This window comes from Trichocoleus sp. DQ-A3 (genome assembly GCF_039961975.1).
In the GTDB taxonomy this organism is placed as follows: domain Bacteria; phylum Cyanobacteriota; class Cyanobacteriia; order Cyanobacteriales; family FACHB-T130; genus FACHB-T130.
In genome coordinates this window covers 111068-135048 of sequence record NZ_JAMPKC010000016.1, presented here as the reverse complement: position 1 = coordinate 135048, position 23981 = coordinate 111068, and the positions used below count along the sequence as shown (strand labels likewise).

Below are 23981 nucleotides of genomic sequence, written 5' to 3'. Positions count from 1 at the left end.
ATCATCGACGGAGCAGAACAGGTCTTCTAGACTGAACATGGGGTAAGCAGATGGATGAGAATTCGCGCTTTCAGCCTATCTGTTTTGCCCCTCTCTTATCCCGAACTCACGTTAATTAAAAAAGCTGACGCCTGCGATGAGGCTCAGCCTCATCACAGGCGTTTCAAGTTGGAGGCTGGGAGCGGGAAAAAGCAAACTTTCAGTGACGGAGTGCGATCGCCCGCGTGGAAGATGAAGCCGCCTATCCAGAGGAATCATCTGGTTTTCCGTAGTAGATGCCCCTACCATTGGTACCGATAAACACCAGCCCAAACTGCTGCCAACTCGCCTCCATCACATTTGGCTCACCACCGATAGGATTCTCTTGAGAGCCAATGCTCGTCCAAGTTTGGCCTCTATCAAGAGACCGAAAAATTCCCTCGCCCATGCCAGCAACTTTTCCATACAGATAAAGTGCCGGAGTCGTGCTGCCATCCGGCGGTTTCCCGAAGGCGAACAAATGTGCCCTCTCTACTGAAGGCAGCTTAGTCAGAGTCTTGCCACCGTCTGTTGAACGGTACAAACCATTCCAGTCCAGACTAAGCCACACCTCATCTTTCACACCCGGAACTGTTTTCAGCCTGCACCACAAATCTGCCCAATACTCGCTTTTAATCGATGAGTTAACAACCTGAAACGATGCGCCCCTATCAGTACTGCGATAAACTTTGCCTTCGCTGTAATAGTAAAACGTGTTGCCATCTACTTTATCTGCGGCCAACGGCTCACCCCAATACCAGGGGCCTTTAGCCCCATTAGGTAGCCCCGACACTTTACTCCATGACGCGCCGCCATCAGTTGTCTGTATCGGCTGAGCCTCGCTGAGAGTCACGACAAAATTGTTTGGGTTATTTGCCGATATAGCTACGCGCAACGGCATTGCCTTTGAGGGAAATGACCCAAACTTCTTCCAAGTCAATCCGCCGTCTGTCGAAGTTGTTCCGCCATTGTGAATTGGTTCCCACTCCACACCACCAACCCGCACCACCCGCGACGGGTCGCTTTCAGAGTAGGTAATACCGTAAGTATGCTGAGGCCAAGGTCCGATACCGCCCATCCTTTTCGATGGATAAGAATTAAGCCCATTGTTGTGATTGAAACCGTCTACATCGGCTACACCACTTAATAACACAGCACCTTTTGGAGGTGCAGCTAGGGCGAAAGCGACTATCTCTTCTTGTCCTTGCTGATAGTTAGCCCAAGTCACCGGATTGGCATTGATATTGTCTGTTTGCCAAATTCCAGAACCATTCGTCAACCAAACTTTTCCCGGTACTTTCGGGTCAAATTCAATTGCTGAAACCCACGATTCAAACATGGCATCATGCCACCAAGAAACCGTGTGGTTTATATTTGCCTTTTTTTCTGTCCAAGTCGCTCCCCCATCTAAGGAACTATAGAGGATTTTGCTAGTTATTTGACCTAAAGATACTACTAAATGATTGGGATTCCTTGGGTTAACACCCAAGGCATTGAAAAACGCTGGCTTGCCATCTGGAGTGATGTTACTCCAGGTTCCACCAGCATATTTGCTAACTCCTGATTTGTGCGTAACGTAAAGAATACCGTTGCTGGAAACGGCCATTCGCTGTGCCTGTGTCGGGCTTCCCTGGATTTTGCTCCAAGTATTACCCGTGTCAGTAGATTTATAGATTCCATCTCCATAGACATTCGCGTAGACTAAACCGGGCGATCGCTTGTCAAACGCAATGCCTAAAATTCCAATTCCTTTTGTCAGATTTGGGGAAAAAGAAGTAACTCTAGCCCATGTCGCCCCCGCGTCAGACGACTTCCACAACCCATCGTGCCGCGAACCAAAAAAGATTACTTTAGAGTTAGACGGATCGACAGCTAACCTTTCTCCTGCCCACCGCTCTTCGGAGTTGCTGTCCATCCCTAAGTCTATCTTCAACTTAGTCCAAGTTTTTCCTCGATCGCTAGACTTGAAAATTGACCCCTTTGGCTCCCACTGGGAGTATTTGCCTGCCGCCATGTAGACAATATTCGCATCATTTGGATCGACGGCTAGTGCTTCTCCCCCGTAATAAGTTTTTTGGGCAAGTGGAAAGCTGTCATTTAAAGGAATCCAACTTTTATCTGCTGCATTCCAGCGATAAAAACCACCAACGTCAGTTCTGATATAAACAAGATCCTTTTCTAAAGGATGGGGGTAGACACCTGTAACAAACCCACCTCCACCTATAGAAACGTTAGCCCAGCGATATCCATTTCCCCCGATCGAGTAGATGGGTGCTGCGGCTACAGATGCTATGCCAAGGCTTTTGTATGTTTGCGGTTGTTGGTTGCTAGTGGCACACGCAGCAATAATTCCCACCAAAATAGGCAAACCAGTCAAAGCGATAAATTTTGGTATTTTCATAATCTATAACCAAAGATAAACACAGATGAACCCCAATGAATTATTTGTGTAAGTCTCTGTTCATTCCCGATTTCATTCCTAGTAAATTGATGGTGTACGAGAAGTTATATTGCTTAAGTTTAATATTTAGGATTTTTTACAAAATTATAGAAAGCTCTCATATAGATTTTTAGTTTATCTATCGGTTTTACGGTGGCAAGATGATTTTTAACAAGTTTTTTAAACTCCGCATCCATTTCTCCATTCCGGAGATACACACCCATTCCTGTCGCCATCATGTGGTTAGAAAACTCATAAAATGATGAGAATTTGACTCCTATCCAATAGCCTAAAAGGATATTGATCTTGGCGGTTCGCTTCTGATAGTCTTTTGATTTCCCCTTAGTCTCTTTTCCGATAGCATTGGCGTTCTTCCCATGTACCCGATAAAGACTTAATTCCTTATCCAAAACGATCCCTTTACTTAGCCCTAATGAGCTAAAAATTAAAAAAGCATCATTGAGCAAAGTGCTTCCTGCTTTATCCGGCATTGGCAGAATTTGTTGTAAAAGTGACCGTTTCAAGCAAAGACCAGAGGTAGAGGGGTAAGGAAAGTTTTTGTAGAATCTGCCACTTTTCGTTAACTGTGTCAAATCGTACTCGCGGAATAAATCGGGACTGGTTTTAAGTTTTTTATCATTTATTTCCACTAACTTTTCGTCCACAAATTTAAGAGGATGGAAACACCAACCTAAATCTGGGCGATCGCCTAATGCTTCTACTACTTTTTCTGCTTTTTCAGGTACAAAAGTGTCGTCAGCATCCAAAAAGCAAACAATATCTCCTTTACTCGCGGCAAAGCCTGCATTGAAAGCTGAAGCTTGTCCCCCATTTTCCTTTAGCACCGGGAGAATTTTATCGCCATAACTGGCAATAACTTCTCGTGAATTGTCAGTAGAACCATCGTCCACCACAATTACCTCGACGTGGGGATAGGTTTGGCTGAGGGCGCTATCAATTGCCTGTGATAGGAAACGAGCATAATTGTAGTTATTAATGGCGATACTAACTTTAGGATTGCTGTTCATACTTTTAGTGTTGTTATGAGCGTCTGGTTTGAGTAGTGACAGTTATAGCAGCAAGCTTGGGAAGAACACAGCAATGCCTATGAATCAATACCCAATACTTGCCGATACTGTGCTACAGACTTTTCCAGGGAGAACTCATCAGCTCTTAGCCGCAGTGCTTCCGAGTCAGAAGGCTTATCTAAGGTAGTCGCGATCGCTTCTGCTAAACCTTTGACATCTCCAACACTGACTAACTGACCGTACTTTCCGTTTGCTAAAATCTCTTCTGGTCCGCTAGGACAATCGGTAGAAACTACCCTGGTTCCCATAGCGATCGCCTCAATGAGTACAGTAGGCAATCCTTCATATAAAGAAGATAGGACGAATACTGCTGAAGATGCCATATAAGCATAGGGATTCGCCACAAACCCAGGTAAAGCCACATTCGATGCTATACCCAATTCCTGCACCAAAGCTTCAAGCTGCGATCGCTCCGTTCCCTCCCCTAAAATCATCAGCCGCGCCGGACGCTGTTGTTGCACTTGAGCAAAGGCGCGAATCAAAGAAGGAAAGTCTTTCTGCTTTTCCAGGCGTCCCACACCCAAAATCACCGGAGGCTGTCCCGGCTCAAACCAAGGATGTTCCACAAGTTCACTGGCTTTTTTGAACAGATCCGGGGTAACAACTGGGTTGTAAATAACTTTGATTTGCTCTTTTGCTAATCCTAGATGCACCAAATCATCAGCCGACCCTTGAGACACACTAACAACTGCATCAGCCATCGGGTAAAACCAGCGTACCAAGTAAGGTGCAATTCGCCTTTTCAGCTGCTTAGAGTTTTGCGCCTCCTGAGACAGGGTGTTATGTACGCTCACTACCACTCTTGTAGATACACCAGCCAGCCTTCGAGCCAACAAAGCCACTATATTCGTATCTTCCAAAGCCGAAAGCAAAGCTGTAGGTTTATTTTCTTTCAGATAGCGTACCAAGGCGGGGAGACTTGATAGCAGCCGCTTACCTTTCAAGTCCACAATTCTCACCTCTGGCGGTACTAGAGACAGATAAGGTCCTTCCACCTTAACTAAAACTAAGTCTACGCTTAAGCCTTGTTCGACAAAACCACGAGCCAAATTAACGAGGACTCTCTCAGCGCCACCGCCATATAGGGAAGTGAGAAAAATTGTTAGGCTAGACATTTTTATTTGAGGTTGAAAATACTTCTATTCCCTAATTCCCGCTCTCTGGGGAGGAGTTAAGGGAAGGGTTACTTGAGAAAGTTGGTAAATTTATTGCTAACATTACTAGGTTGTTTCAACTAATCCTTCCTTTCTTTCCTCTGGTTCAAATGGCCTAATATTCGACATTGGGAGGCGCTTCAATGATAAAGTTACTGATACATACAATATCCAAAACAGAGAGTGCGGTTCTACAATTGTACTTTCGGTATAGTTATACATTAGTAAAAACGTCACGTAGGTTATGGGCCATAAATCTTCTGGTTCTTTAGTCGAACGCACCCATTTGATGGCTCTAAAGTAGGTGAAAATAATACTAAGCCCAAAGAAGAATATCCCTACAAAGCCGAGATCAACCGTCAAGTTTAAAAAGCCATTGTGAGCGTGGTATACCTTGTAGCGAAGTACACGCCAAACATATTCCGACTCCCCTCCATCCAGCCAAAATCCCTGATAACCATAGCCTAACCAAGGGCGATCCCAGATTTTTTCTATTACAGCATCCCAAATCTCTGTACGACCGCTGAGGGTAGGATCTTTGCCTAAGCTAAACAGCAAGTTATCCCAACTTGCCACGCCCCATGTAGCTAGACTTCCACCGATTAATATCAATGTAATGAAGAAGGGAATAGCTAAGTTGTCGCTCCACCGTAAAGCGCTGTAAAAAGGCAAGAGAATTATCAAAGTCAAGAAGATGATTAAAGCAGTTTTTGAAGTTGTAAGTACAATCACGCCAACGCAAATACCACAAACACCCCATACCAAGTAACGATATTTGCGAACGTTCAGAGCCACAAGTAAGGTAGACAATGCTGGTACCAGCATCAGGCGAGACAAGAGGTTTTTGTGTAACAAAGGCCCCCGCCAAGCTCCTGCATGAGTTCCGCTTTCTATTCCACCTCCCCGAAAAACTAGGGTGTACATTACGGTAATTACTGCTCCTATACCCAGCGCCCACGCTATTATGCGTACTTGCTCTTTCAAGGTATAGCGCGAAGCAAAATACAGTCCAAACAAGGTTGTTTGTAACACATTGATGCCAGCTTTTCTAGAAATAGGCGGAAAATCAGACCAAAAAAATGAGATTACAATTGTTGCGACTAAACCCCATAAGAAAACGTCTCTCAAAGCTGGACGAACAACACTTTTGAACCGGGCAATAATAAAGAAAATTGTCCCGGCATAGACTCCCAACTGTAGCAGCGATATAATCTTGTCAAACACAGAAGGAACATAAACAGCGTAGCCAGCTGTTCCCTCCGACGCATTGTTTAAGCTGGCAAAGTTTAATAATCCTGAGAACACTAGCAGCGCCAGAACCGAGAATCTCTTTTCAGCGAAATTTAGGAGTGGATTCACGACTTTAGAGGGTGGTAAAAGTATCTAGAATTCAACTCAAGTCTAGGTCTTTTCAGTCGGGTGAGGGGGGAGAAAATGACTTTTGACAAGTTTCTAGGATGATGCAGTTTTTGTTGAAGGTGGCGTTAAGCTTCGGATGATTTTTCCTGCTTTACTCCTTTGATACTTTTAATATAATCTCTCAGCTTCTGCTGGGTACTGGGCAACAATGCCACGACTACTAAGCCCAAAACTACCCACCATCCTAACTGGTAGGCAAACAAAGCTATTCCAAAGGTCCCGCACCACAAGCCAGCCAATCGATAGTCAGGACTGCCAATGTCCCGCACTAGGTAGAAGTGGATGACAATATAACTCGCTAAAGTCGCCACCTCAGCCCAGCCGTATCCCACTAATTCCAAGCGGGGTAACAGCACGAATGCTGCTCCTACAAAAAGAGCCATATACACGATGTGAAAAACTGTAACTTCCCAGTTCCGCCGCAAAACGTAGAGGGTTGAGGAATGCATATTAAACATGGAGTTGGTCAGATTGCTCAAGGCGATATAAGGATAGATCGCCACTACAGGAAGCCAGCGATCGCCAAACACCAATGGAATAAGCACAGGCAAAGCCCAGCTGACTACTACGAGCAGGGGTCCTAAAGCTAATATCTGAAGACCCATGCCCTCAGTGACAGCTCTGCGTAACCGCTCTCGATCTCCCTGCAAGCGCCCCAAGGTGGCAATGGAAATCCGCCACGTTGCGGTTTTTACGAAACTGAGAATGTCGATGATCCGGATGGCTAGGGCTACATATCCCACTGCCTCGGCACCAGCGTATCTACCTACTAGCAGGGGGTTGATCAGAGTACGTAGTTGCCACACCCAGACTGAGGTGGAAAATCCGATGCTGTATCCCAGCATCTGCTTAACTAAAACCCAATTCCAAGCAAAGCGGGGACGATATCCGGCACTCCAGTAGAGTAGTGCTAGAGTTTGAACTTGCTGTAGCCACCATCCAGCCACCAGCGCCCAAACTCCGGCTCCCCGAAAAGCCATTGGAAAGGCTATCACGTAGTAAACTAACTGACCGAGAAGTTCAATTAAAGCTACCCGCTTGTAATCTAGATTGCGCTCTAGCCGAGCCATCGGGACTTGATTGAGGAGAACGACGGGAAGTCCCAGAAACAAGACTTGCGCTACCGGGCGAAACCCTTGGATATTCACCCAGCTTTCTACTAAGGGAAGCGCCAAAAAAGCTAAAAGCATTCCTGTAAACGCTTGCAGCAACAGCAGGGTGAAAGCTTGGTGATATACTCCGAGTTCCTCTTCCCCTTCCCGCCGCACCAGATAAACTTCAATGCCTAGCTGGCTGAGCATCTGAAGGTACAAAAATATACTGATGGTGGCAGCATAGAGACCGTATTTCTCCGGTCCTATGACTTTGGTAACTAGCATCACTCCTGCCAGACTGATGAATACTCCCAGTCCCTGACGCAGTACCAGGTAGACTCCTCCCCGCATGACTTGCGTTTTCAGGTTCATGCTTGACCCTCAAAGTAGCAAATATTACGGAGAAATCCTTGATGTTCTACCAATGAAGACTTCCAGAAAAAGAGATTTATAGATAGCGATCGCAGCTTGGGAGTCTTTAGCGGCGCAAGATGCGGGAAAATCGGTAGAATGCTCATCAATTTTTTGAGCAGGTGGCTCAGCTCCAGCACATTTTTCTCCTTAGTTTGCCTTGGTTCATCGCTACTGCATCAGTAGACGGCCTTCTAAGGTCGTCAGCATATTTCATTGAATAAATAGTCAATTGCTACTAACGCTAGTACAGATTGGCAAAAATATCTCAGCAACAGTTAAAGCGATCGTACTTGGGTGCCAATCTCTTTTTAAGCAAGCAAATTTAATTTACCACAGACAACAGTGTGGATTTGTGAGAATTCCCCCCCAAAGTTTAAAGCTTTTATAAAGACACTGAATATTTACACATTTGGCATTGAGCTATGGAAGGCTTGATAATTCTTCATTAGAACTTCAACTTTATGAAATAGATAACTTACATTATTCTCTGCAAAATGTCTGTAATCTTACCAGTGTTTAGGCAATCATGATATTAAAACTTCTCCATCGGGCTGTGGCTCCTGTGTTTATTGGCACTATGCTTGGGTGTACTGCTAGTAGCAATAGGTAGCAACCAACAGCCGATTGTAGGCGCGGATCTTGTGTCCGTACTGATGGCACCCACTTCCTACGTCGCTGGGCTAACGTGTCGATAGGCAGTAGAGGGTTTGTTACAGGTGTTTATACTTACAACGCACAAAAGGATCTGGTTTAGATCAGAACCGACGTTGGTGGCTTTTATCGCTGGAATGCCGAAGATAAAACCTGCATTCGATTACATGACAGCTTCACAATGAAAGAGAAAACATATTACGGGGAAGAAGCGATCGCAACAGATCCCATCAACCCAAATATCGTTTACATGGCAGCAGGTAAATACTCCCAGTGGCAACCTAAAGGATCAATCTTTAAGTCCACAGAGCGAGGTTAAAACTGGACTAAACTAAACATAAACTTAGGGATAGACAGTAATGTTGAGCATTGCTGGGTGGGAAAAAGACTAGCTCTCAATCCGGCTAACTCCAACATTATTTTCTTTGATTCGCGGCACGATGGGGTGTGGAGATCCTCGAATGCAGGCGCGACAATGGGCGAAAGTCGCAACTTTATCCCCAACGCTTACAAAGAGCGTTGGCATCTTGTCCGCGTTGGCGGTTCAAGGTGGAACTCAACTTCTACAGGAGCAACTTCAACAGACGGTGGATTAACCTGGAAGAAGTTTGCGTCGTTTCCGGCATCAATGCCACTGCGCGTAGCGATATCGGCAACTAATCCAAACTTGTTCGTTGTAGCTGTAAGTAAAGCTCTACCCCTACGCACCACTAATGGCGGCGCTTCAGGGAGTGCAGTGTCTGGACTACCAAATTGCTCAGAAGGTCCCTGGTATTGAGATCAGCCCTTGGTGGCGAATAAAGTAGATGGAAATACTTTTTACTATTAACGTGAGTTCGGGTTAAATAGACTCAGGCAAAAAGGCATCGGGTAGGAGGGACGGTTATCTTGGGCTGGTGGCAGTAGGCAATCAACCCGCAGACCAAGTTGACTCTTCAGTTGACCGGCGAACGGTGACGAGAATGCTCAATCTGAGAAATGTTCTTCAACTGGTCAATTACCGATTCAATGATGGCTCGTCGCCGCAGGAGCAGCTTATCTGCCAAGCTCATCAAGCGGTTTTTCATATTCCGTTTGAGCTTGGTCACCAGGTGAATGCTCCAGTCTTGCCATAGCTGAAGGGCGAGTTTTTGGGAGACATAACCCCGGTCACCAAACACCTTACCAAAGAGCTGTTGCAGCAATCGGGGGACAGGCTGACGGTCATCCACATTGCCCGGAGTGAGGAGCGCGTTAAGCAACTCCCCATGCTCGTTGACCACTAGGTGCAGCTTAAACCCAAAGAACCAGTCCACCGATGTTTTGCCCCTCGCGGCTAGGGACTTGAACACTTTGTGGGAGGCGATGCGACAGTTGTGGCAGACCTTGATGCTGGTCGAATCGATAAAGCTGATGCCCGTACAGTTGCCTTCTTCAGTGGCGCAGGTAGGCGCACAGTGGAATCAGGGTGGAGGGCATCCATTCCACGAAGCGTTGGTAGCTGACTAATTGAGGAAAGGCGTTGCGCCAGTAACGACAGACAAACTGGGTATAGAACCACTTGAAATTGCGATACGCCGATTGATGGAAGGCAATCAAGATCGTCATGATCTCGCTTAAACTCAAACTGCGGGAGCGGGAACGACGCTGTAACCCTTCACCCAACAGGCGTTGTTGCCACTGCGGTTCAAACCATCGGCAAAAATCATCGACATGGCAAAACAAGGCTTCTAGACTAAGCATAGGGTGGTCAGATGGGTTGAGAATTAGGTACTTTCAACTGTATCTGTTCCACCCTTCCTTATCCCGAACTCACGTTACTATTACAGCGACAGCAAAGTTTACCGCAGCACTGACCAAGGTGCATCCTTTAGCGTTGTCAACTCATCGATTCCCAATATTAGGAGTGACTACTATTCGTATGCGCTGAAAACAGTTCCAGATGCGAAAAATGAAGTCTGGCTCAGCTTAGACTAGGAAGGTTTATTCCACTCCACAGACGGTGGCAAAACGTTTGCTAAGCTGCCTTCAGTAGAAAAGGCGCATTTGTTTACTTTCGGGAAACCGCAGACCGGAAGGACAACTCCAGCGCTTTATTTGTATGGAAAAATTTCTGGTATGGGCGAGGGAATCTTTCGTTCTCTCGACAGAGGCAAAACTTGGATAAGCATTGGTTCTAGCCAAAATCCCATCCCTGGCGAGCCAAATGCGATGGAGGCGAGTTGGCAACAGTTTGGCTTGGTTTTCGTTGGTACCAATGGCAGGGGCATCTACTACGGAACTCCTGACGATTCCAAGGAGTAGGCTGCTTTATCTTCCGCGCCCGTACACGCAATTCGCCCCTGAATACTGGTTAAATTTACCCGAAAAGTACCAAGGCATTAGCCTTTAACAGAAGACGGTTCTTTCACGCTAGTAACACGTTCTGTTAAAGAATGATTTTGTAGTGCTGTTACTTGTGACAACACGTACGAGACGAGGGATTCAACCGTCATCAAGACTACCGAAAATGCCAATACTACGAAACCAGCAGCCGTGAAGAGAAACATGACGCTTGTAGAAATTAGTTTTTTGATAAAGGCGTTCATTTTGGTAAATAGTTTTGTTTACCCCTCTAGGATATGAAACACTACAGGGTCTTGACATCAGTGAATTTTTTGAATTTTTTGTAAAGAACTCCTTTATAAACCCGAAAACATACGGAGACGCTTTAAGTATATTTTTCTACAAATAAATTAAAGGATGTTTTTCTGATTTTGTCCTGAAAGCTAAGTTTTTTAACTGAATGCTGCTAGTAAATACGTAATTGAATGTAAATATGTGTGTCGCGCTTATAACACTGGTGAAGTGAGTGTTAATGGCTATTTTGTGTAAAAAAAATATAAAGATAATATAAAGACAAAAAATAGTAGGGGCGTACAGCTATTTGTGCGCCCCTATCACCTGGCAGGAAAATATTAAGTTATATTGACAATTTAGAAATGCAACAGCGCTTTTAAGCCTTGACCAGGTCTGATGGAACTGGAATTCGTTTGCCGTTTTCGTTGTCTAGTGGAGCAAGGGCGGTGAGTGTTCTGTACAACTCCAATGTTTCGCTAGTAATCTGGTTCCAGGTATAGTGTGCTTGCACATAACTCTGGGCGTTTTTAGCCATTACCGCCAATTCATTCTGGTGATTGATTGCCCATTCCAAGCTGCGGAGGCAGGAGTCTACATTTTTTACCTGGAAAAGCATCCCTCGGTTTTTGCCAATCAATTGCTGATGCACGGGAATGTCACTACCGAGTACGGGAACACCTTCCTGCATTGCTTCCAACATTGATAGAGGTAATCCCTCCAACTCAGAAGGAAGTACAAACAATCCCGCACCCCGAAGGATTTCTGCAAGACGGGGACCTCTAAGTTCACCTGTGAATATGATGTTCTTGTTATTCGCCGCCATCTCGGTGATCTCCGAGGTGAACTCATTGGTATCGCTGGTACCGCCCACCATGACGAGTTTCCATCCTTCTTGCTGAAGATTTTGGAAGGCTTTGATGAGTAAGTCAGGGCACTTTTCCGGTACGAGCCTACCTAAAAATAGAATATAGCGTCCCTGTTCCAGACCTAGCGAAGTTCCATAGCTAAAAGTAGGGTCTGAATCACCCATATTTGAGGGTGCGTTAGGAATATAAATTGTCTCCTTACCGTAAGTTTCCTTAAAGTATGAGCGCAGTTCCTCTGAGACGACGATCATGCTATCAGAGAAGCGGACAGCAGCACGTTCGCCGCGACGGATTAGGTCGCTAGAAGCTTTGTTCCATTTGGCACGTTGCCAATCTAAGCCATGACAGGTAACAACAACTTTTGCCGAGGAAGCAATTTTGGGTAGCCAAGTAAAGAGGGCTGGTCCTAAAGCATGGAAGTGAACGATATCATAACGCTTCGCATTGCAAGCGATCGCTCCCAGCGCCGAACTCAACAGAGCATCCATTCCCTTGATATTCAAGCTGGGTATGGAAACAACCTTCACACCATGAACGTTATAGTGGCTGAGCGAAACATCTCCAGTGTATGAGGAACGGGCAAACAAATCCACTTCATGACCCTGTTCTACAACCCGTGAATAAATTTCTTCACAGTGGTGCTCGATACCACCCTGTTTAGCAGGCAACCCTTTTGCTCCAATTACGGCAATTTTCATGGCGAAACCCCGGTAAAAGTTTTTTGATTAATCTGGCTAGTAGACAAATTCCGCTGTTGCCAGCGGCTTAGCATATCGCTGTAGATATCACCCACGACAGTCTTGGCACTGTAAGGTTTGGCAGCTTTAACGCACGCCTCGATTGGATAATCTCCACCGTTGTGCAGTACCTTCCGCAAGGCATCTGCAATTGCGGCTGGCGATCGCTCCTCGCACACCACTCCACTATCAGTAGTGAGTAGGTTTGGAGTTTCGCCGCATTGGGTTGTCACCACTGGCGTACCACTGGCAAGTGCTTCGAGAACGACCATAGGAAGACCTTCATAGGCGCTCGTTAGTACAAAAACACTACATACACGTTGCAACTGTGCAAGTTCTGCCTGGGCTAATGGTCCCAGCAGCGTTACCTGTCCGGATAATCCAAGGCGGGAAATCTCAGAACGTAGCTTATCCTTTAAGTCTCCATCGCCTGCTATGAGGAGGTGAACAGTTGAATCGTTCAGGGCAGCAATGGAGCGGACTAGCAAGACGGGGTCTTTCTGGGCGTGAAGGCGACCAGCAAATAGAATAAAGCGTGTATCTTCCGCTAAACCCATCTGCTGTGCAAGTGTGCGCCTACCTTTCTCTCGTTCATCTAAGGTCAATGGGTAGCAGATTTCGTTATCTACTGTGTTTTTGACGTAGGAAATGCGCTCTGCTATCTCTGGGTAATGCTGCTGGTAATGTTGCACCGATTCAGTATTACACGACAAGATTTGAGAAAACTGACTTACAAGATAGCGTTCGATAGCAAAATATGCTGCTGGAAAACGTTGCCACAGAATCGCATTTTTTTTGTCCGCAGAATTAATTTGCTTTTGAATATCGTTGTGAATAAAGAGAGTCTTTTCTCCTGACCAGTTGCGAGTAAAAAGTGTGGGTTCCAGCCTGTGAAAGTGCATGAAATCCGAACTCAAATTCCGACCCAAAAGGGCAGCCGTATATTTAATAGTGGTTGGTACTAATTTTTTAAAGTTATCGTTTTCTATAAAAAACAAGGGCATAAAGCGGATCTCTCTGCCTGCCAACTGGGCGTCTCTCCATACTCCTATGGGTTGCGATGGATCGTTCTCCGTTCCTACCAGCCGGATTTCAAACTCGCTAGGAGCGTATTTAACAAAAGTGCGTATGACTGTTTGTATACCCCCGATGCTAATGCTACTCGGATTGAACTGGTAGAAGATAGTCAAAACAGGTTTACGCATAACAATACCTATATATAGCTAGGTGTATTGGTTGTTTTTTTGTTGTGGCAAAGATTAATTAAGCAGTCTGTCAGTAGATTTATTTCAGCATGATTGCTTAGCTGACTTGAGAGTCTGAGATTCTCTTCCTCATAATTGCTTAGATTACTGTAAAACCCTACTTAAGTAAATTGAATTTGCCAGATTTTACAGAAAGTTCTCAAATTTCCCACTTGACTTCATGGCAACTTTATAATGAGGTTCAAGACGCTATGAAGGCAAAAAATGGCTCAATTTTAACACTGCCCAATAATTTCTCCCAAACCCGAAAAACCCTGACCCAGCCATTCCTAAGCTTTTACTAAATCTAATACCACTCTAGAAGAGAACTCGTTACTCCTACTACTACTATCAAAAGTAGGAGTTATAAAATACTCCTTATGGAAGATGCGGACTGAGTTTATACGTAAGATTACTTAGTTGGATGAATTGTACTTTACGATTAACTTTCCGAAGCCTATTACTACTATCAAAAGTAGGAATTATGAATACTCCTTATGGAAGATGCGGACTGAGTTTATACGTAAGATTACTTAGTTGGATGAATTGTACTTTACGATTAACTTTCCGAAGCCTATTACTACTATCAAAAGTAGGAATTATGAATACTCCTTATGGAAGATGCGGACTGAGTTTATACGTAAGATTACTTAGTTGGATGAATTGTACTTTACGATTAACTTTCCGAAGCCTATTACTACTATCAAAAGTAGGAATTATGAATACTCCTTATGGAAGATGCGAACTGAGTTTATACGTAAAACCGCTTGATTGTATAAATTGTACTTTCGTACTTTACAATTAACTTTCCGAGGCATCGGATATAAACTGCTAATGAAGTCTGTATTTAAAAGTGTAATTTGACAGCCACTATGCAAAAATACAATTTTATTTAATATTCTCTACTAGAAGATATTTCTTTGCCGATCCGCAGTAGCAGCCTGCAAGAGCGAATTTGCTTAGTTGTCCTATTGGTGAGGGGTATCAACGTAACGCATTTAAGCAAGTGTATATCAGCGGTCTTCTCTACACGGAAAGGGGACTCGCCTTTTTCCCATAACAAAATTCTCCTACCCCGAACACGGTTAGGAGAAGAGGATTCGCCATAAGCGTATAGAACGTCCTTACAACGGTACGCTTATGGTTCGAGCTAGAGAAGTAATCGATTAATGCTTGTTTAAGCGCGATCGCTATTTTTAGGAGCCTTCGCTGTCAGCATTTTTGGCGTACTGGCATCTTCCTTGTAGTATGCCTTGGCATGGTGGAAATAACTATCAGGTTCGTTTTCCACAATCACACCATTGACGACCAAGCCCAAGACCTTCTGACCTGATTGCACCAAAAATTGCTTACAAGCAGCAGCGCTGACAGTATCAACCACGCCTGGGCGAACTACCAATAACATACCATCAGTCATCTTGCCTACTGCCAGAGCATCTGCCACCAGAACAATTGGAGGCGTATCAAGGATTATAAAATCGTAGTCTTTAGAAAAATTGTCAATTAATCCAGCCATCCGCTTTGAGTCAACAAGAGCCAATGGATTAGGAGGAATCACCCCAGAAGGAAGCACATCCAAGTTATCCATCACTTCTCGCACAGCCATCTCAAACTCAGCTTGATTAACGATGACATCGCTCAGACCAATTGCATTAGTCAAGTCCCAAATATGATGCTGCATGGGATGGTGCAGATCCGCATCTATTAATAAAACTCGTCTTCCTAGTTGAGCCATAGCGATAGCCAAGTTGGCACAAACTGTAGACTTGCCTTCTTTAGAAACAGAACTTGTCACCGCAATGACTTTCAGCTCTTGATCTGGACTGAGAAACTTCAAGTTTGCCTGAAGCATACGGTAAGCTTCACTGATAACCGAATGTGGATTATCTCTAACAGGAAGCTGCGGAAGAATTCTTTCTAGTTTCTTACTGCGAAAAGTAACTTTTTTCTTCAAAGAAGGAATCATTCCCAGGACAGTATATTTAAATAACTCCCGCACCTCCTTGGCAGTTTTGATAGTTGGATCTTTCAGGTCTACAAGGAAAGCAGTAATTACATAAAGTAGACTGCCTGCAACAATTCCGGCAGCTATGATTATTAGCTTGCGAGTACCTACGGGCTTTTCTGGAACTGTAGCGGCGGAAATTAAACTAGCGTTGCCTACATTTTGATTTTCCGCAATCTGTACCTCTTGAAGATTTTTCAAAAGAATTTGGTAGGTAGATTGCGCGGCTTCTACTTGCCGTTGTAAATCCCGCTGACCCTGTTGCAATCTAGGTAAAATGTTCGCTCTTTGTTTGTACGCCTCCTGAGCGCGAGATAAAAAAGTCACTTGATTAGCCAAACCTAAGCGTTGCACTTCTGCGTTGACTAACTCTGCGGTCAGTTTTTGTTCAAGTTCCCCAATTTGTAAATTTGCTTCGGATACTTGTTGGTTGGTGCCAACAATCTCTCCTACCCGTTCCTGTAGTAAAGCTTTTAATGCCGCTTGTTTGCTTTCGAGATTAATTATTTTGGGGTTTTCATCCTGAAAGCGGGTGCGCTCAACTGTCAACTCGCCTTCAATTTTTTGGAGTTCTATCAGCACTTGCTGAACTGCGGGAGATTGGCTGAGCGAGTTTAGAGCCATAGCCCGCTGTGAATTCAGTCCTATCTTACTTTGGAAGGCGGCGACTCTAGCAGTTGCATCTTCAAGTTCAGCTTGAGTTTGCGCTTTTTTGCTGTCTAGCTCTGCGATCGCTTTTACGGCTGAGCTTCCTTCTTCTTCTAGAGCTACAATGTTATTCTGTTCTTTGAAACTACGCAAAGCGGCTTCTGCTTGACGAACAGTGGCTTCAGTCTTCGGTAGCTGCTTACTAATAAATTCGCGAGCCGCCGCTGCTTGAGCGCGGTTATTAAGTACATTCTTCTCGCGATACAAATCCATCAGTTTGTTGACTATCTTTGCAGCTTCCTGGGGATCTTTGCCTTTAACGGATATCTGCAAAACATCGGTTCCTTTGATCCCTTTTACCGTAAGCTGTTTTAGGAAATCAGCAGGTTTTAGGGGATCTCCCTTTTTGTCTTTTAGGTTTAGAGAATTTATCGTCTCTTGTATCAGAGGCTCAGAACGGACTATCTCGGCTTCTGTATCCAGAGGAGTATTCAAGACATTGAGCGGTTCCAACTGTCCGATTTTTGCTCCCGCCTCTGTGACTAAAGCAGAAGTCGTATTTTGCTTCTTAAACAAAAGCCTCCCTTCGGCTTCGTAGGTAGGCTTTTTTAAGAACGCAAATGCGGCGGCGAGTGCAACTGTAAATATAAAGACGGTACTGGCGGGTAGCCAACGCCGTTTGAGGATAAGCCAGTATTTTTTAAAATCTATATCTTCTGTGTATTGTCTAGTTTCCATAAGAGGCTCGTGTAGGAGAGTGGTAATAAGGTTGTTTTGGAGGCAGGTGTATTAGCCGCTCCCAGAAGCGAGTCCTTGCAGTGTAGACTATTTCCTCGCTTATCGAGAGGCAGCATCTGGTAGTTCTTACTCAGCCGACAATTGTATCCTAACAAGGCTAGTAAAAGTTGGAGTGATAAAAAAAACTGTTAATCAATGAAAGGATGAGCTTAAAGCTGTATGCAGTAGCATTCGGCTGGTAGCTCTAGATAAGAGGGATTAACAAAAGCGGGCTGCGAAATTTTTTTGATGCTGACGGACAACCGGACTATGGCAAAGAGTAGAAGTGCGATCGCTTTGGATGAAAGCACCTTAAGCTTACACCTTAAAGCAGGATTAACTGCGCGATCGCTATAGAATGACTCAAACAATTGAGTCGGAAATATTTTAGGTCCTATCGGAGGCAGTTTTGGGACGATTGCCGGAGTGACTGGAAGATTAATTTGGCACAAATATCTGGGAACATATTTCTGCTTTGTGCGATCGCCCTCAAAATCCTGAGATATCTGTATAAACATCCGATTATTCTTTAGCCAAAGAGATTACCACCAGCCTGAACAAATCGGATGATTGCCAGGATTCACGGCATGAATATCCTTGGTGTGTGAATGAAACCGTCCCCGCTCCTGAAGATAAATCTCTTACCTTAAAGCTTTCAACCTGTTTGACAGGTTGAAAGCCTTTGCCTAAACTCCCTAAAAAAAGTTGCACGCGGCGTGAGCCAAATTGCCTGACTACGGCTTAATCAAATGTTGCTCAAACTTGCGATAGTTACCAATTAACCTTGCCCGCTCAAAAGGGGGATAAAACAAGATGGTTCCCAAAGGTAAACCAACTGCCAAAACAGCGCCCATCACCAAAGGATTTAGCAATCCAACTTGGAAGCCAACTCCTAAAGTCATGCCTAACGCCATTGCTAATAGCGACACCCCAATCGCGAGATTGGGACTAAATCCTCTTTTCAAACAACTAACTGCCAGACTCTGCGCCCCAAAACCAGCCATAAATACAGCAAAATCCACCGCTTCAAACCCAACCGCCGCCGAATTTGCCGCTCTAAATTGCTCGCCAAAACCCGTCACAAAAAAAGCGACAATTCCCGCAACCAACAAAGCTACAACCGTGTCTATACCCGCAAACTTAACTTTATACCTGGATAGAAGCTTAGCGACAAACACAGCCCCAGCCGCCGCCGTAGCCGCTGCTGCCACACCAAATGCAGCGACAAACAGCGTGATAAACCCAGCCATGACCACACCCATCGCCCCAACTTGGGCAATCGTTCCGCCCCAAGCGATTCCCTCAATCCAAGCCGCCGAGGCAGCAAGTGTCACCAGTAAAGCGAGCGCGATATAAGGTAGTTTTTTGTTCGTAATCGGAACCGGGGCAGTCTGAATCTTAACAGTAATATCGTGAGTTTCTGGCAGAGAATTTGTGTGTAATAACAGATGTCGCTCGTAGGTCTTATCTGCCATCAACCGGCTGGTATTCACATTGATTTTACACTTCGCCTGATTGTTCTCAAACTTAACGGAATCAAAAGAAATCCAAGTGTGAGTATCTGGTGTATGGGGGGGATCGCTTTCGTGGGGTGCCACTTCCCAATTTCCTTCCAGAAGGGTATCAGGAATCGAGTTCGTAACTGCGATTGTTTGAGTCACCCTTTCACCTAATTTTCTTGCCTTAAATTCTAGGATGGGTTTACTCAGCTTCGCTTCGGGTACGCGAATCACATAGATAGGCTTGAGAGCTTCCAAGGCGATCGCTGCGTTAGGATAGCGGTCTTTTGGTTTGATTTCCACCATCTTTTGCAACCAGTCAATCCACCGCAGACTGAGCTTGGGAACGAGATGCTTGAAATTAATTCGATAATCATCATCAATTAACTGGCTAATCTCAGAAGATTTGATGCCAGTTAATAAGCAAATCAGCGTTGCTCCCAAACTATATAAATCTGAGGCTTCAGTGAGTTGGCGATGAAATAATTGTTCGGGCGGCATGAACCCTAAAGTTCCTTTCGCCACGCTGTTCATCGTCACTTCCCCATCCCCAATTCGAGCCAAACCAAAATCAACTAAAAAAACATTGATGTTGCCATCGACCAAGATATTTTCGGGTTTAATATCTCGATGGATAACGGTGGGAATGCGATTTTGCAGATAAACAAGAATTTCTAATAAAGAGACGGCAATTTTCTTAATTTCATCCGGGTCGAAGCTACGAGGTACGGCTAAAGACGGTGCTTTTTTATACTCCTGAACCATGCAAAAGCCATCGGATGTTTGGAAGGAATCTAGGTAGCGGGGGATTCCGGGATGATTCAGTCCCTGTAACACTTGAATTTCGCGCTGGTAGGCGTCGTAGTCTGACCAGGTGGCGTTGATTTTAGCAAACTGAAACCGTTTAATGACAGCGGGTTGCCGAGTTTTCAGATTGAGCGCCAGGTAGGTTACTCGACCACCGGCGCGGTTGTGTCCTAATTCTCGGACGACCTGATAACCGTGGCTGGATAAGTCTGGAAAGTTGCTCATGTGTGAGAGAACGAACGCAGGTTGAATGAGTTTATGCAACTGCTACGCGAGCAGTTGCAGTTAACGGGAGCAGCTAGAGCGAGTAGCCGCTAACTTGCGGTCATATGCTAGAGCGAGTAGCCGCTAACTGCGGCAGACGCCAAAGCGATCGCGCAATCCGAACAAACCAGGGATGGCAGATAAAGGAAGTGGGTGTACGCCTTTTTTGAGACTTGATCTTGCCCCTTTTCCCAGTTGTCCCTTCTCATCCTAGTTCACCAGCTTAGGAGTAGGAATTTCTGTTTTCGCTGTGAAAGTTCATAAAAATAAAGTGAGTGAGCTACACCTAGTTAAGAACTTGATATCTAAGGATCGTAATTATGACACAGCTATCAGAAGCGAATGTGGCGATTTCTAAGGAAGTTAATAATTCGAGAGGTTCCGATTGTTTAGGTTGGGAGTGTCTAGGCTGATTGTTGCGATCGCCTTCTTCCTATGCGCTCTTAGCCGGGAGCGTCGCCAGCGAATGCCAACTTTTGCAACGGCTCCTCGGAAGCATCCACGTTAGCACTGCTTGCAACTTTGCAAACTCCAGATTCGTCACCATTATTGCCAACATCCCCGCTTGGATTGACCCGAATGGGCGATGAAGATTTGGTTACAGTGTTTATACAGTGAAGTTAGCAACTGAAAAGTGATTTTAATTATGCGTCAGATCCTGGGCACTCTTTCTCTATTGGGGTTTCTACAATGTTTTCCAGCAGTTGTTTCTGCTCAAACACAACCTGCTTCAGACGCCCCATCTGACCCCATCGAACAGGTGATTGCTGCCAAATTAATGACTGCATATCCTGATGGACAGTTTCGTTCAGAACAATTCATCAGTCGTGCAGAACTTGCCTCAATTTTGGTCAAAACTTTTAAACTGGACAAACGAGCGGGTGCCACCAAACAAGAAGTTATTTCAGTTCAAGATGTACCTTCTTCCCACTGGGCATATAACGATATTCAGACAGTTTTAAAAACTGGCATTATGAAGGGATATCGGGGAGATATGTTCTTCCCCAACCAAAAAATCAATCGCGCTGAAGCTTTATCCATCTTTGCCCAAGCTCACGGTGTATTTCAGTTTCCGAATGACACCGTTGCTAAAATTCTTGCGAAGTATCCAGATTCCGGGAATATACCGGATTGGGCTAAAAAATCAATGGCAACTGCACTTTACGAGGGATTTGCTAATCCCGATGAACAAGGCAATCTGAATCCCCTAAATCCGATGACGAGAGGGGATATGGCTTACGCCTTGAGTAAATTTTTGGAACGACAAGAAGCACCCGCACCGCTGTTGGAAGAAGATTTACCTTCGCCAGCGAGCTTACCAATCCAATAAGTTCCGAATAAGTTCCGAAAAAGCCGTTTTCTTTGAGAAAACGGCTTTTTTGCTTTTGAAGAGCGCCAGAAGGCGGCTGGCTTGTTACACTCGATAAGTTTGGAGTGAAAAGTTTGGAGCGATCGCTAACCGATGAACGCCACGCCAAATAATCGAGATATGCGGCGAGATTTTGCCAGCCGCGACGATTTAATTACCTATCTCCGCGAACAATTTCCTACCGCCGCCGAACGCGATGACGCGATCGCTACCACCGTAGGAGGACGTAAAGCCGCAGAAGCCTTCTTAAGTCAAGTAGATCCCGCCCGTTACGCCAAAACGCGCAATTCTTTTAGTGGCGCAGTCACGCGCCTTTCACCCTATCTCCGCTACGGCGTCTTGAGCTTGGCAGAAGTGCGGGATGCTGTGCTGGACAAAGTGGAAAACCGAGATGACGCACAAAAACTCATCAACGAACTCGGCTGGCGCGATTACTGGCAGCGTCTCTATGCCAAGCTGGGAAACGACATTTGGGAAGATCAAGAGCCTTACAAGACAGGCTACACAGCCAAAGACTATGCCGAAAAGTTACCGGAAGATGTTGACAAAAGTAGCACCGGCATGGTCTGTATTGACAGTTTTAGCCGCGACTTGCACTCCTCTGGCTACCTGCACAACCACGGGCGAATGTGGCTAGCCGCTTACCTAGTTCACTGGCGGCGGATTCGTTGGCAAGTCGGGGCAAGATGGTTTCTGCAACACTTACTGGATGGCGATCCAGCCAGCAATAATCTCTCCTGGCAGTGGGTTGCCAGCACCTTTAGCCAAAAGCCTTATTTCTTTAACCGGGAGAACTTAGAACGCTATACGGATGGCGTCTATTGCCGCCAATGCCCCCTGTACGGTCATTGTGACTTCGAGGGCAGCTACGATGAACTAGAGAAGCGATTGTTTCCTAAAGCTCAAAGCTTCGATCGAAGTGGCGGTAGCAAGAGTTTTCAGCGCGGGAAGAAGCGTCGGTAGTGCGTGAGTTTTGAGTGCGCGAGTTTTGAGTGCGTGAGTTTTGAGTGCGTGAGCCTTGAATTAATGAAACAGCCGATTATTTGGATGCATGGAGACTGTTTAAGTCTTGGAAATCCCGCATTGCAAGCATACCCTGAAAGCCCCGCGATATGGGTTTGGGACGATGCTTTGATTGAAGAGTGGCAGCTGAGTCTCAAGCGGATTACTTTTATTTATGAATGTTTGCTAGAACTGCCAGTAACGATTCGACGCGGTGATGTCGCTGCTGAAGTTATCGCTTTTGCCAAGGAACACAATGCTGATGGAGTCGTTACAGCAGAGAGTCCTAGCCCGCGATTTGACCACATTTGCGACAAAATTGAGGAATCGCTTCCTATCGAAGTGTTATCTGTTGAGCCATTTGTAAAATACGACGGATATATTGACCTTAAACGCTTTTCTCGCTACTGGCGCGTTGCCGAACGTTATGTTTTTGATTAGCACTGGGAGACTATTGTGAAGAATACAAGAACTCAGAGTTTGATCGCGATCGCTCTTTTTTCCTCAACTAGCACTGCCGCTTATTCGCGTCCAGCGCCGAATATACAAACATTGGTACCAATGCAGCAACAAGTTGGGGAAGTAGTGTCGCATTTAGTCGGAGTAATGGACACGTCTGCACAAGCGCAAGCCAATCCCAAAGCCCCAAATGTGAGAATGACTACCTGCAAAGTCAGCGTAGAAAATACTAAAAAAAATCCCAAGGTAGTTTTCCTCTACCAAGAACAAGCCATGTCTCAGAATCTTGCCAAACCCTATCGGCAGAGACTCCTAAAAATTGCCCCCAGTGCTGATAACCAAAGCATAGAATCGCAATCATTTAAACCACCAACACCAGAAGCTTTGATTGGTCTATGTAGCAAACCAGAAGCAAAGCGTGTCATCAAATTAACCGATATTGGTGCTGCTAAATGCAGCGTATTTTTAAAACCTGACGGTGAGAATTATATCGGCGAGACACCGAAGGCAGGTTGTCCCAGCGACTACAAAGGCGCAGTGAAAGTAACAAATCGAATTGTGCTGCATTCTACTGGAATGGACACATTAGATCGGGCTTTTGATGCCGCAGGGAATCAAGTTTGGGGGTCAAAAGGCGAACCTTATCAGTTTCGATGGGTTCAGCCAAGCGCGAGTCGCTGAATTTGCTAGCCATTTTTTGTGATGTTTGTTTAGCTAGCGATCGCTTCTTTATCCCTGCGGACGGACTACCCGAATTAATTTACCCTTCAAGGTTTCTTCATTAGAAATCGCCTCATTAATGCGGATAGCCATTCTCTGTCTATCTGCGTCATCTTTGCAGGCAATAATACCCGCATGGTCTGGTTGTAAGCGATGCAAACGGAAGAAATCAACCCGATTTAAGGTCAAAACTGCGCGATCGTTACTTACAGCAAATTCCAATACCTCTTCATCAGGAATCTTTAGCCCAGCATTCCCCGCTTCCTGTACTGTCAGTACATCATGACCCAAAGCGCGTAAGAATTCCACCACCAGTCGTGGGAATTGTTCATCTGCATATAAACGCGCCATGAGTTAATCTTCCTCATTCTCTCTGATGGCTATTTCAATCTCATCAGGATATGCCTCAGCATAAGCCCAGGCATTTGCTAAGTCAGCAGCAGAGATAGTCGGATAGTCATCTAAGAGTTGTGTTTCACTGATACCTAAACGACGCGCATTTACCAGTACCCAAACTGGAATGCGAGTTTTTGCAATACAAGCATCACCTCCACAGACGCCAGGAGTCTTTTCTATTCCTTTCCAAGCGTTGCTTAAACTTTGGGCTAATAGTTGTATTGCCTGAGCTTTTTCAGTTGGAGTCAAAGCCAAAAGTTGTTTCTCTAATTCTTTGAGTGTCATAGTTATTTTTGCTTTTCTATAAAAAAA

The 23981-nt window shown here is 45.1% G+C and carries 19 protein-coding genes and 1 pseudogene; 7 read left to right on the top strand and 13 right to left on the bottom strand.

Annotated elements, in window-relative coordinates:
* Positions 1-241: 241 nt before the first annotated feature.
* The 5 genes from NDI44_RS20660 to NDI44_RS20640 form a co-directional block, all read right to left on the bottom strand.
* Entirely contained in the window at positions 242-2419 is a 2178-nt protein-coding gene (locus tag NDI44_RS20660; RefSeq protein WP_190411471.1) for a hypothetical protein, read from the bottom strand.
* 119 nt (positions 2420-2538) lie between these two features.
* Complete coding sequence (locus tag NDI44_RS20655; protein WP_190411470.1) at positions 2539-3486, bottom strand: glycosyltransferase; 948 nt, start codon at positions 3484-3486, stop codon at positions 2539-2541.
* Positions 3487-3563: 77 nt separating this feature from the next.
* Positions 3564-4661 (bottom strand): glycosyltransferase, encoded by a 1098-nt coding sequence (locus tag NDI44_RS20650; RefSeq protein ID WP_190411469.1) that lies wholly within the window; start codon positions 4659-4661, stop codon positions 3564-3566.
* 105 nt (positions 4662-4766) lie between these two features.
* Entirely contained in the window at positions 4767-6059 is a 1293-nt protein-coding gene (locus tag NDI44_RS20645) for an O-antigen ligase (RefSeq protein ID WP_190411468.1), read from the bottom strand.
* 125 nt (positions 6060-6184) lie between these two features.
* On the bottom strand, positions 6185-7585 hold the full coding sequence (locus NDI44_RS20640; protein WP_190411467.1) for an oligosaccharide flippase family protein: 1401 nt from the start codon (positions 7583-7585) through the stop codon (positions 6185-6187).
* An 874-nt stretch (positions 7586-8459) separates the two neighbouring features.
* Between NDI44_RS20640 and NDI44_RS20635 the strand changes: the two genes are divergently transcribed.
* Both NDI44_RS20635 and NDI44_RS20630 read left to right on the top strand, forming a co-directional pair.
* Positions 8460-8597, top strand: a complete 138-nt coding sequence (locus NDI44_RS20635) for a hypothetical protein (protein WP_190411466.1) — start codon at positions 8460-8462, stop codon at positions 8595-8597.
* Between the two features lie 57 nt (positions 8598-8654).
* Positions 8655-9056 carry a hypothetical protein gene (locus NDI44_RS20630; protein ID WP_190411465.1) on the top strand — a complete coding sequence of 134 codons (402 nt, stop codon included), beginning with the start codon at positions 8655-8657 and terminating at the stop codon, positions 9054-9056.
* A 160-nt stretch (positions 9057-9216) separates the two neighbouring features.
* Here the strand turns inward: NDI44_RS20630 and NDI44_RS20625 are convergent.
* A pseudogene (locus NDI44_RS20625) lies at positions 9217-10000 on the bottom strand (IS982 family transposase); the annotation flags it as partial.
* Between the two features lie 375 nt (positions 10001-10375).
* Between NDI44_RS20625 and NDI44_RS20620 the strand changes: the two are divergent.
* Complete coding sequence (locus NDI44_RS20620) at positions 10376-10561, top strand: hypothetical protein (RefSeq protein ID WP_190411464.1); 186 nt, start codon at positions 10376-10378, stop codon at positions 10559-10561.
* A gap of 691 nt (positions 10562-11252) precedes the next feature.
* Here NDI44_RS20620 and NDI44_RS20615 read toward each other — a convergent pair.
* From NDI44_RS20615 to NDI44_RS20595, 5 genes are all read right to left on the bottom strand, one after another.
* Positions 11253-12440: a glycosyltransferase family 4 protein gene (locus NDI44_RS20615; protein WP_190411463.1), complete on the bottom strand. Its 1188-nt coding sequence runs from the start codon at positions 12438-12440 to the stop codon at positions 11253-11255.
* Entirely contained in the window at positions 12437-13684 is a 1248-nt protein-coding gene (locus NDI44_RS20610; protein WP_190411462.1) for a glycosyltransferase family 4 protein, read from the bottom strand. Before NDI44_RS20610 ends, NDI44_RS20615 begins: the two co-directional genes overlap by 4 nt.
* A 1216-nt stretch (positions 13685-14900) precedes the next feature.
* Complete coding sequence (locus tag NDI44_RS20605; protein WP_190411461.1) at positions 14901-17114, bottom strand: polysaccharide biosynthesis tyrosine autokinase; 2214 nt, start codon at positions 17112-17114, stop codon at positions 14901-14903.
* 209 nt (positions 17115-17323) lie between these two features.
* A complete protein-coding gene (locus NDI44_RS20600; protein WP_190411460.1) occupies positions 17324-17671 on the bottom strand; it encodes a hypothetical protein in 348 nt (115 codons plus the stop codon).
* A 216-nt stretch (positions 17672-17887) separates the two neighbouring features.
* Positions 17888-19684, bottom strand: a complete 1797-nt coding sequence (locus tag NDI44_RS20595) for a serine/threonine-protein kinase (RefSeq protein WP_190411459.1) — start codon at positions 19682-19684, stop codon at positions 17888-17890.
* Between the two features lie 685 nt (positions 19685-20369).
* Between NDI44_RS20595 and NDI44_RS20590 the strand changes: the two genes are divergently transcribed.
* The 4 genes from NDI44_RS20590 to NDI44_RS20575 all read left to right on the top strand — a co-directional run bounded on the left by NDI44_RS20590 (position 20370) and on the right by NDI44_RS20575 (position 23234).
* Entirely contained in the window at positions 20370-21053 is a 684-nt protein-coding gene (locus NDI44_RS20590; protein ID WP_190411457.1) for an S-layer homology domain-containing protein, read from the top strand.
* A 159-nt stretch (positions 21054-21212) separates the two neighbouring features.
* Positions 21213-22055, top strand: a complete 843-nt coding sequence (locus NDI44_RS20585) for an FAD-binding domain-containing protein (protein WP_190411485.1) — start codon at positions 21213-21215, stop codon at positions 22053-22055.
* Between the two features lie 63 nt (positions 22056-22118).
* Positions 22119-22535 carry a hypothetical protein gene (locus tag NDI44_RS20580; protein ID WP_190411456.1) on the top strand — a complete coding sequence of 139 codons (417 nt, stop codon included), beginning with the start codon at positions 22119-22121 and terminating at the stop codon, positions 22533-22535.
* 15 nt (positions 22536-22550) lie between these two features.
* Entirely contained in the window at positions 22551-23234 is a 684-nt protein-coding gene (locus NDI44_RS20575; protein WP_199304773.1) for a chromophore lyase CpcT/CpeT, read from the top strand.
* A 48-nt stretch (positions 23235-23282) separates the two neighbouring features.
* On the opposite strand, the gene NDI44_RS20570 is transcribed toward NDI44_RS20575, so the two are convergent.
* Complete coding sequence (locus NDI44_RS20570) at positions 23283-23624, bottom strand: DUF5615 family PIN-like protein (RefSeq protein WP_190411455.1); 342 nt, start codon at positions 23622-23624, stop codon at positions 23283-23285.
* Positions 23625-23627: 3 nt separating this feature from the next.
* A complete protein-coding gene (locus tag NDI44_RS20565) occupies positions 23628-23954 on the bottom strand; it encodes a DUF433 domain-containing protein (protein ID WP_190411454.1) in 327 nt (108 codons plus the stop codon).
* Positions 23955-23981: the final 27 nt, after the last annotated feature.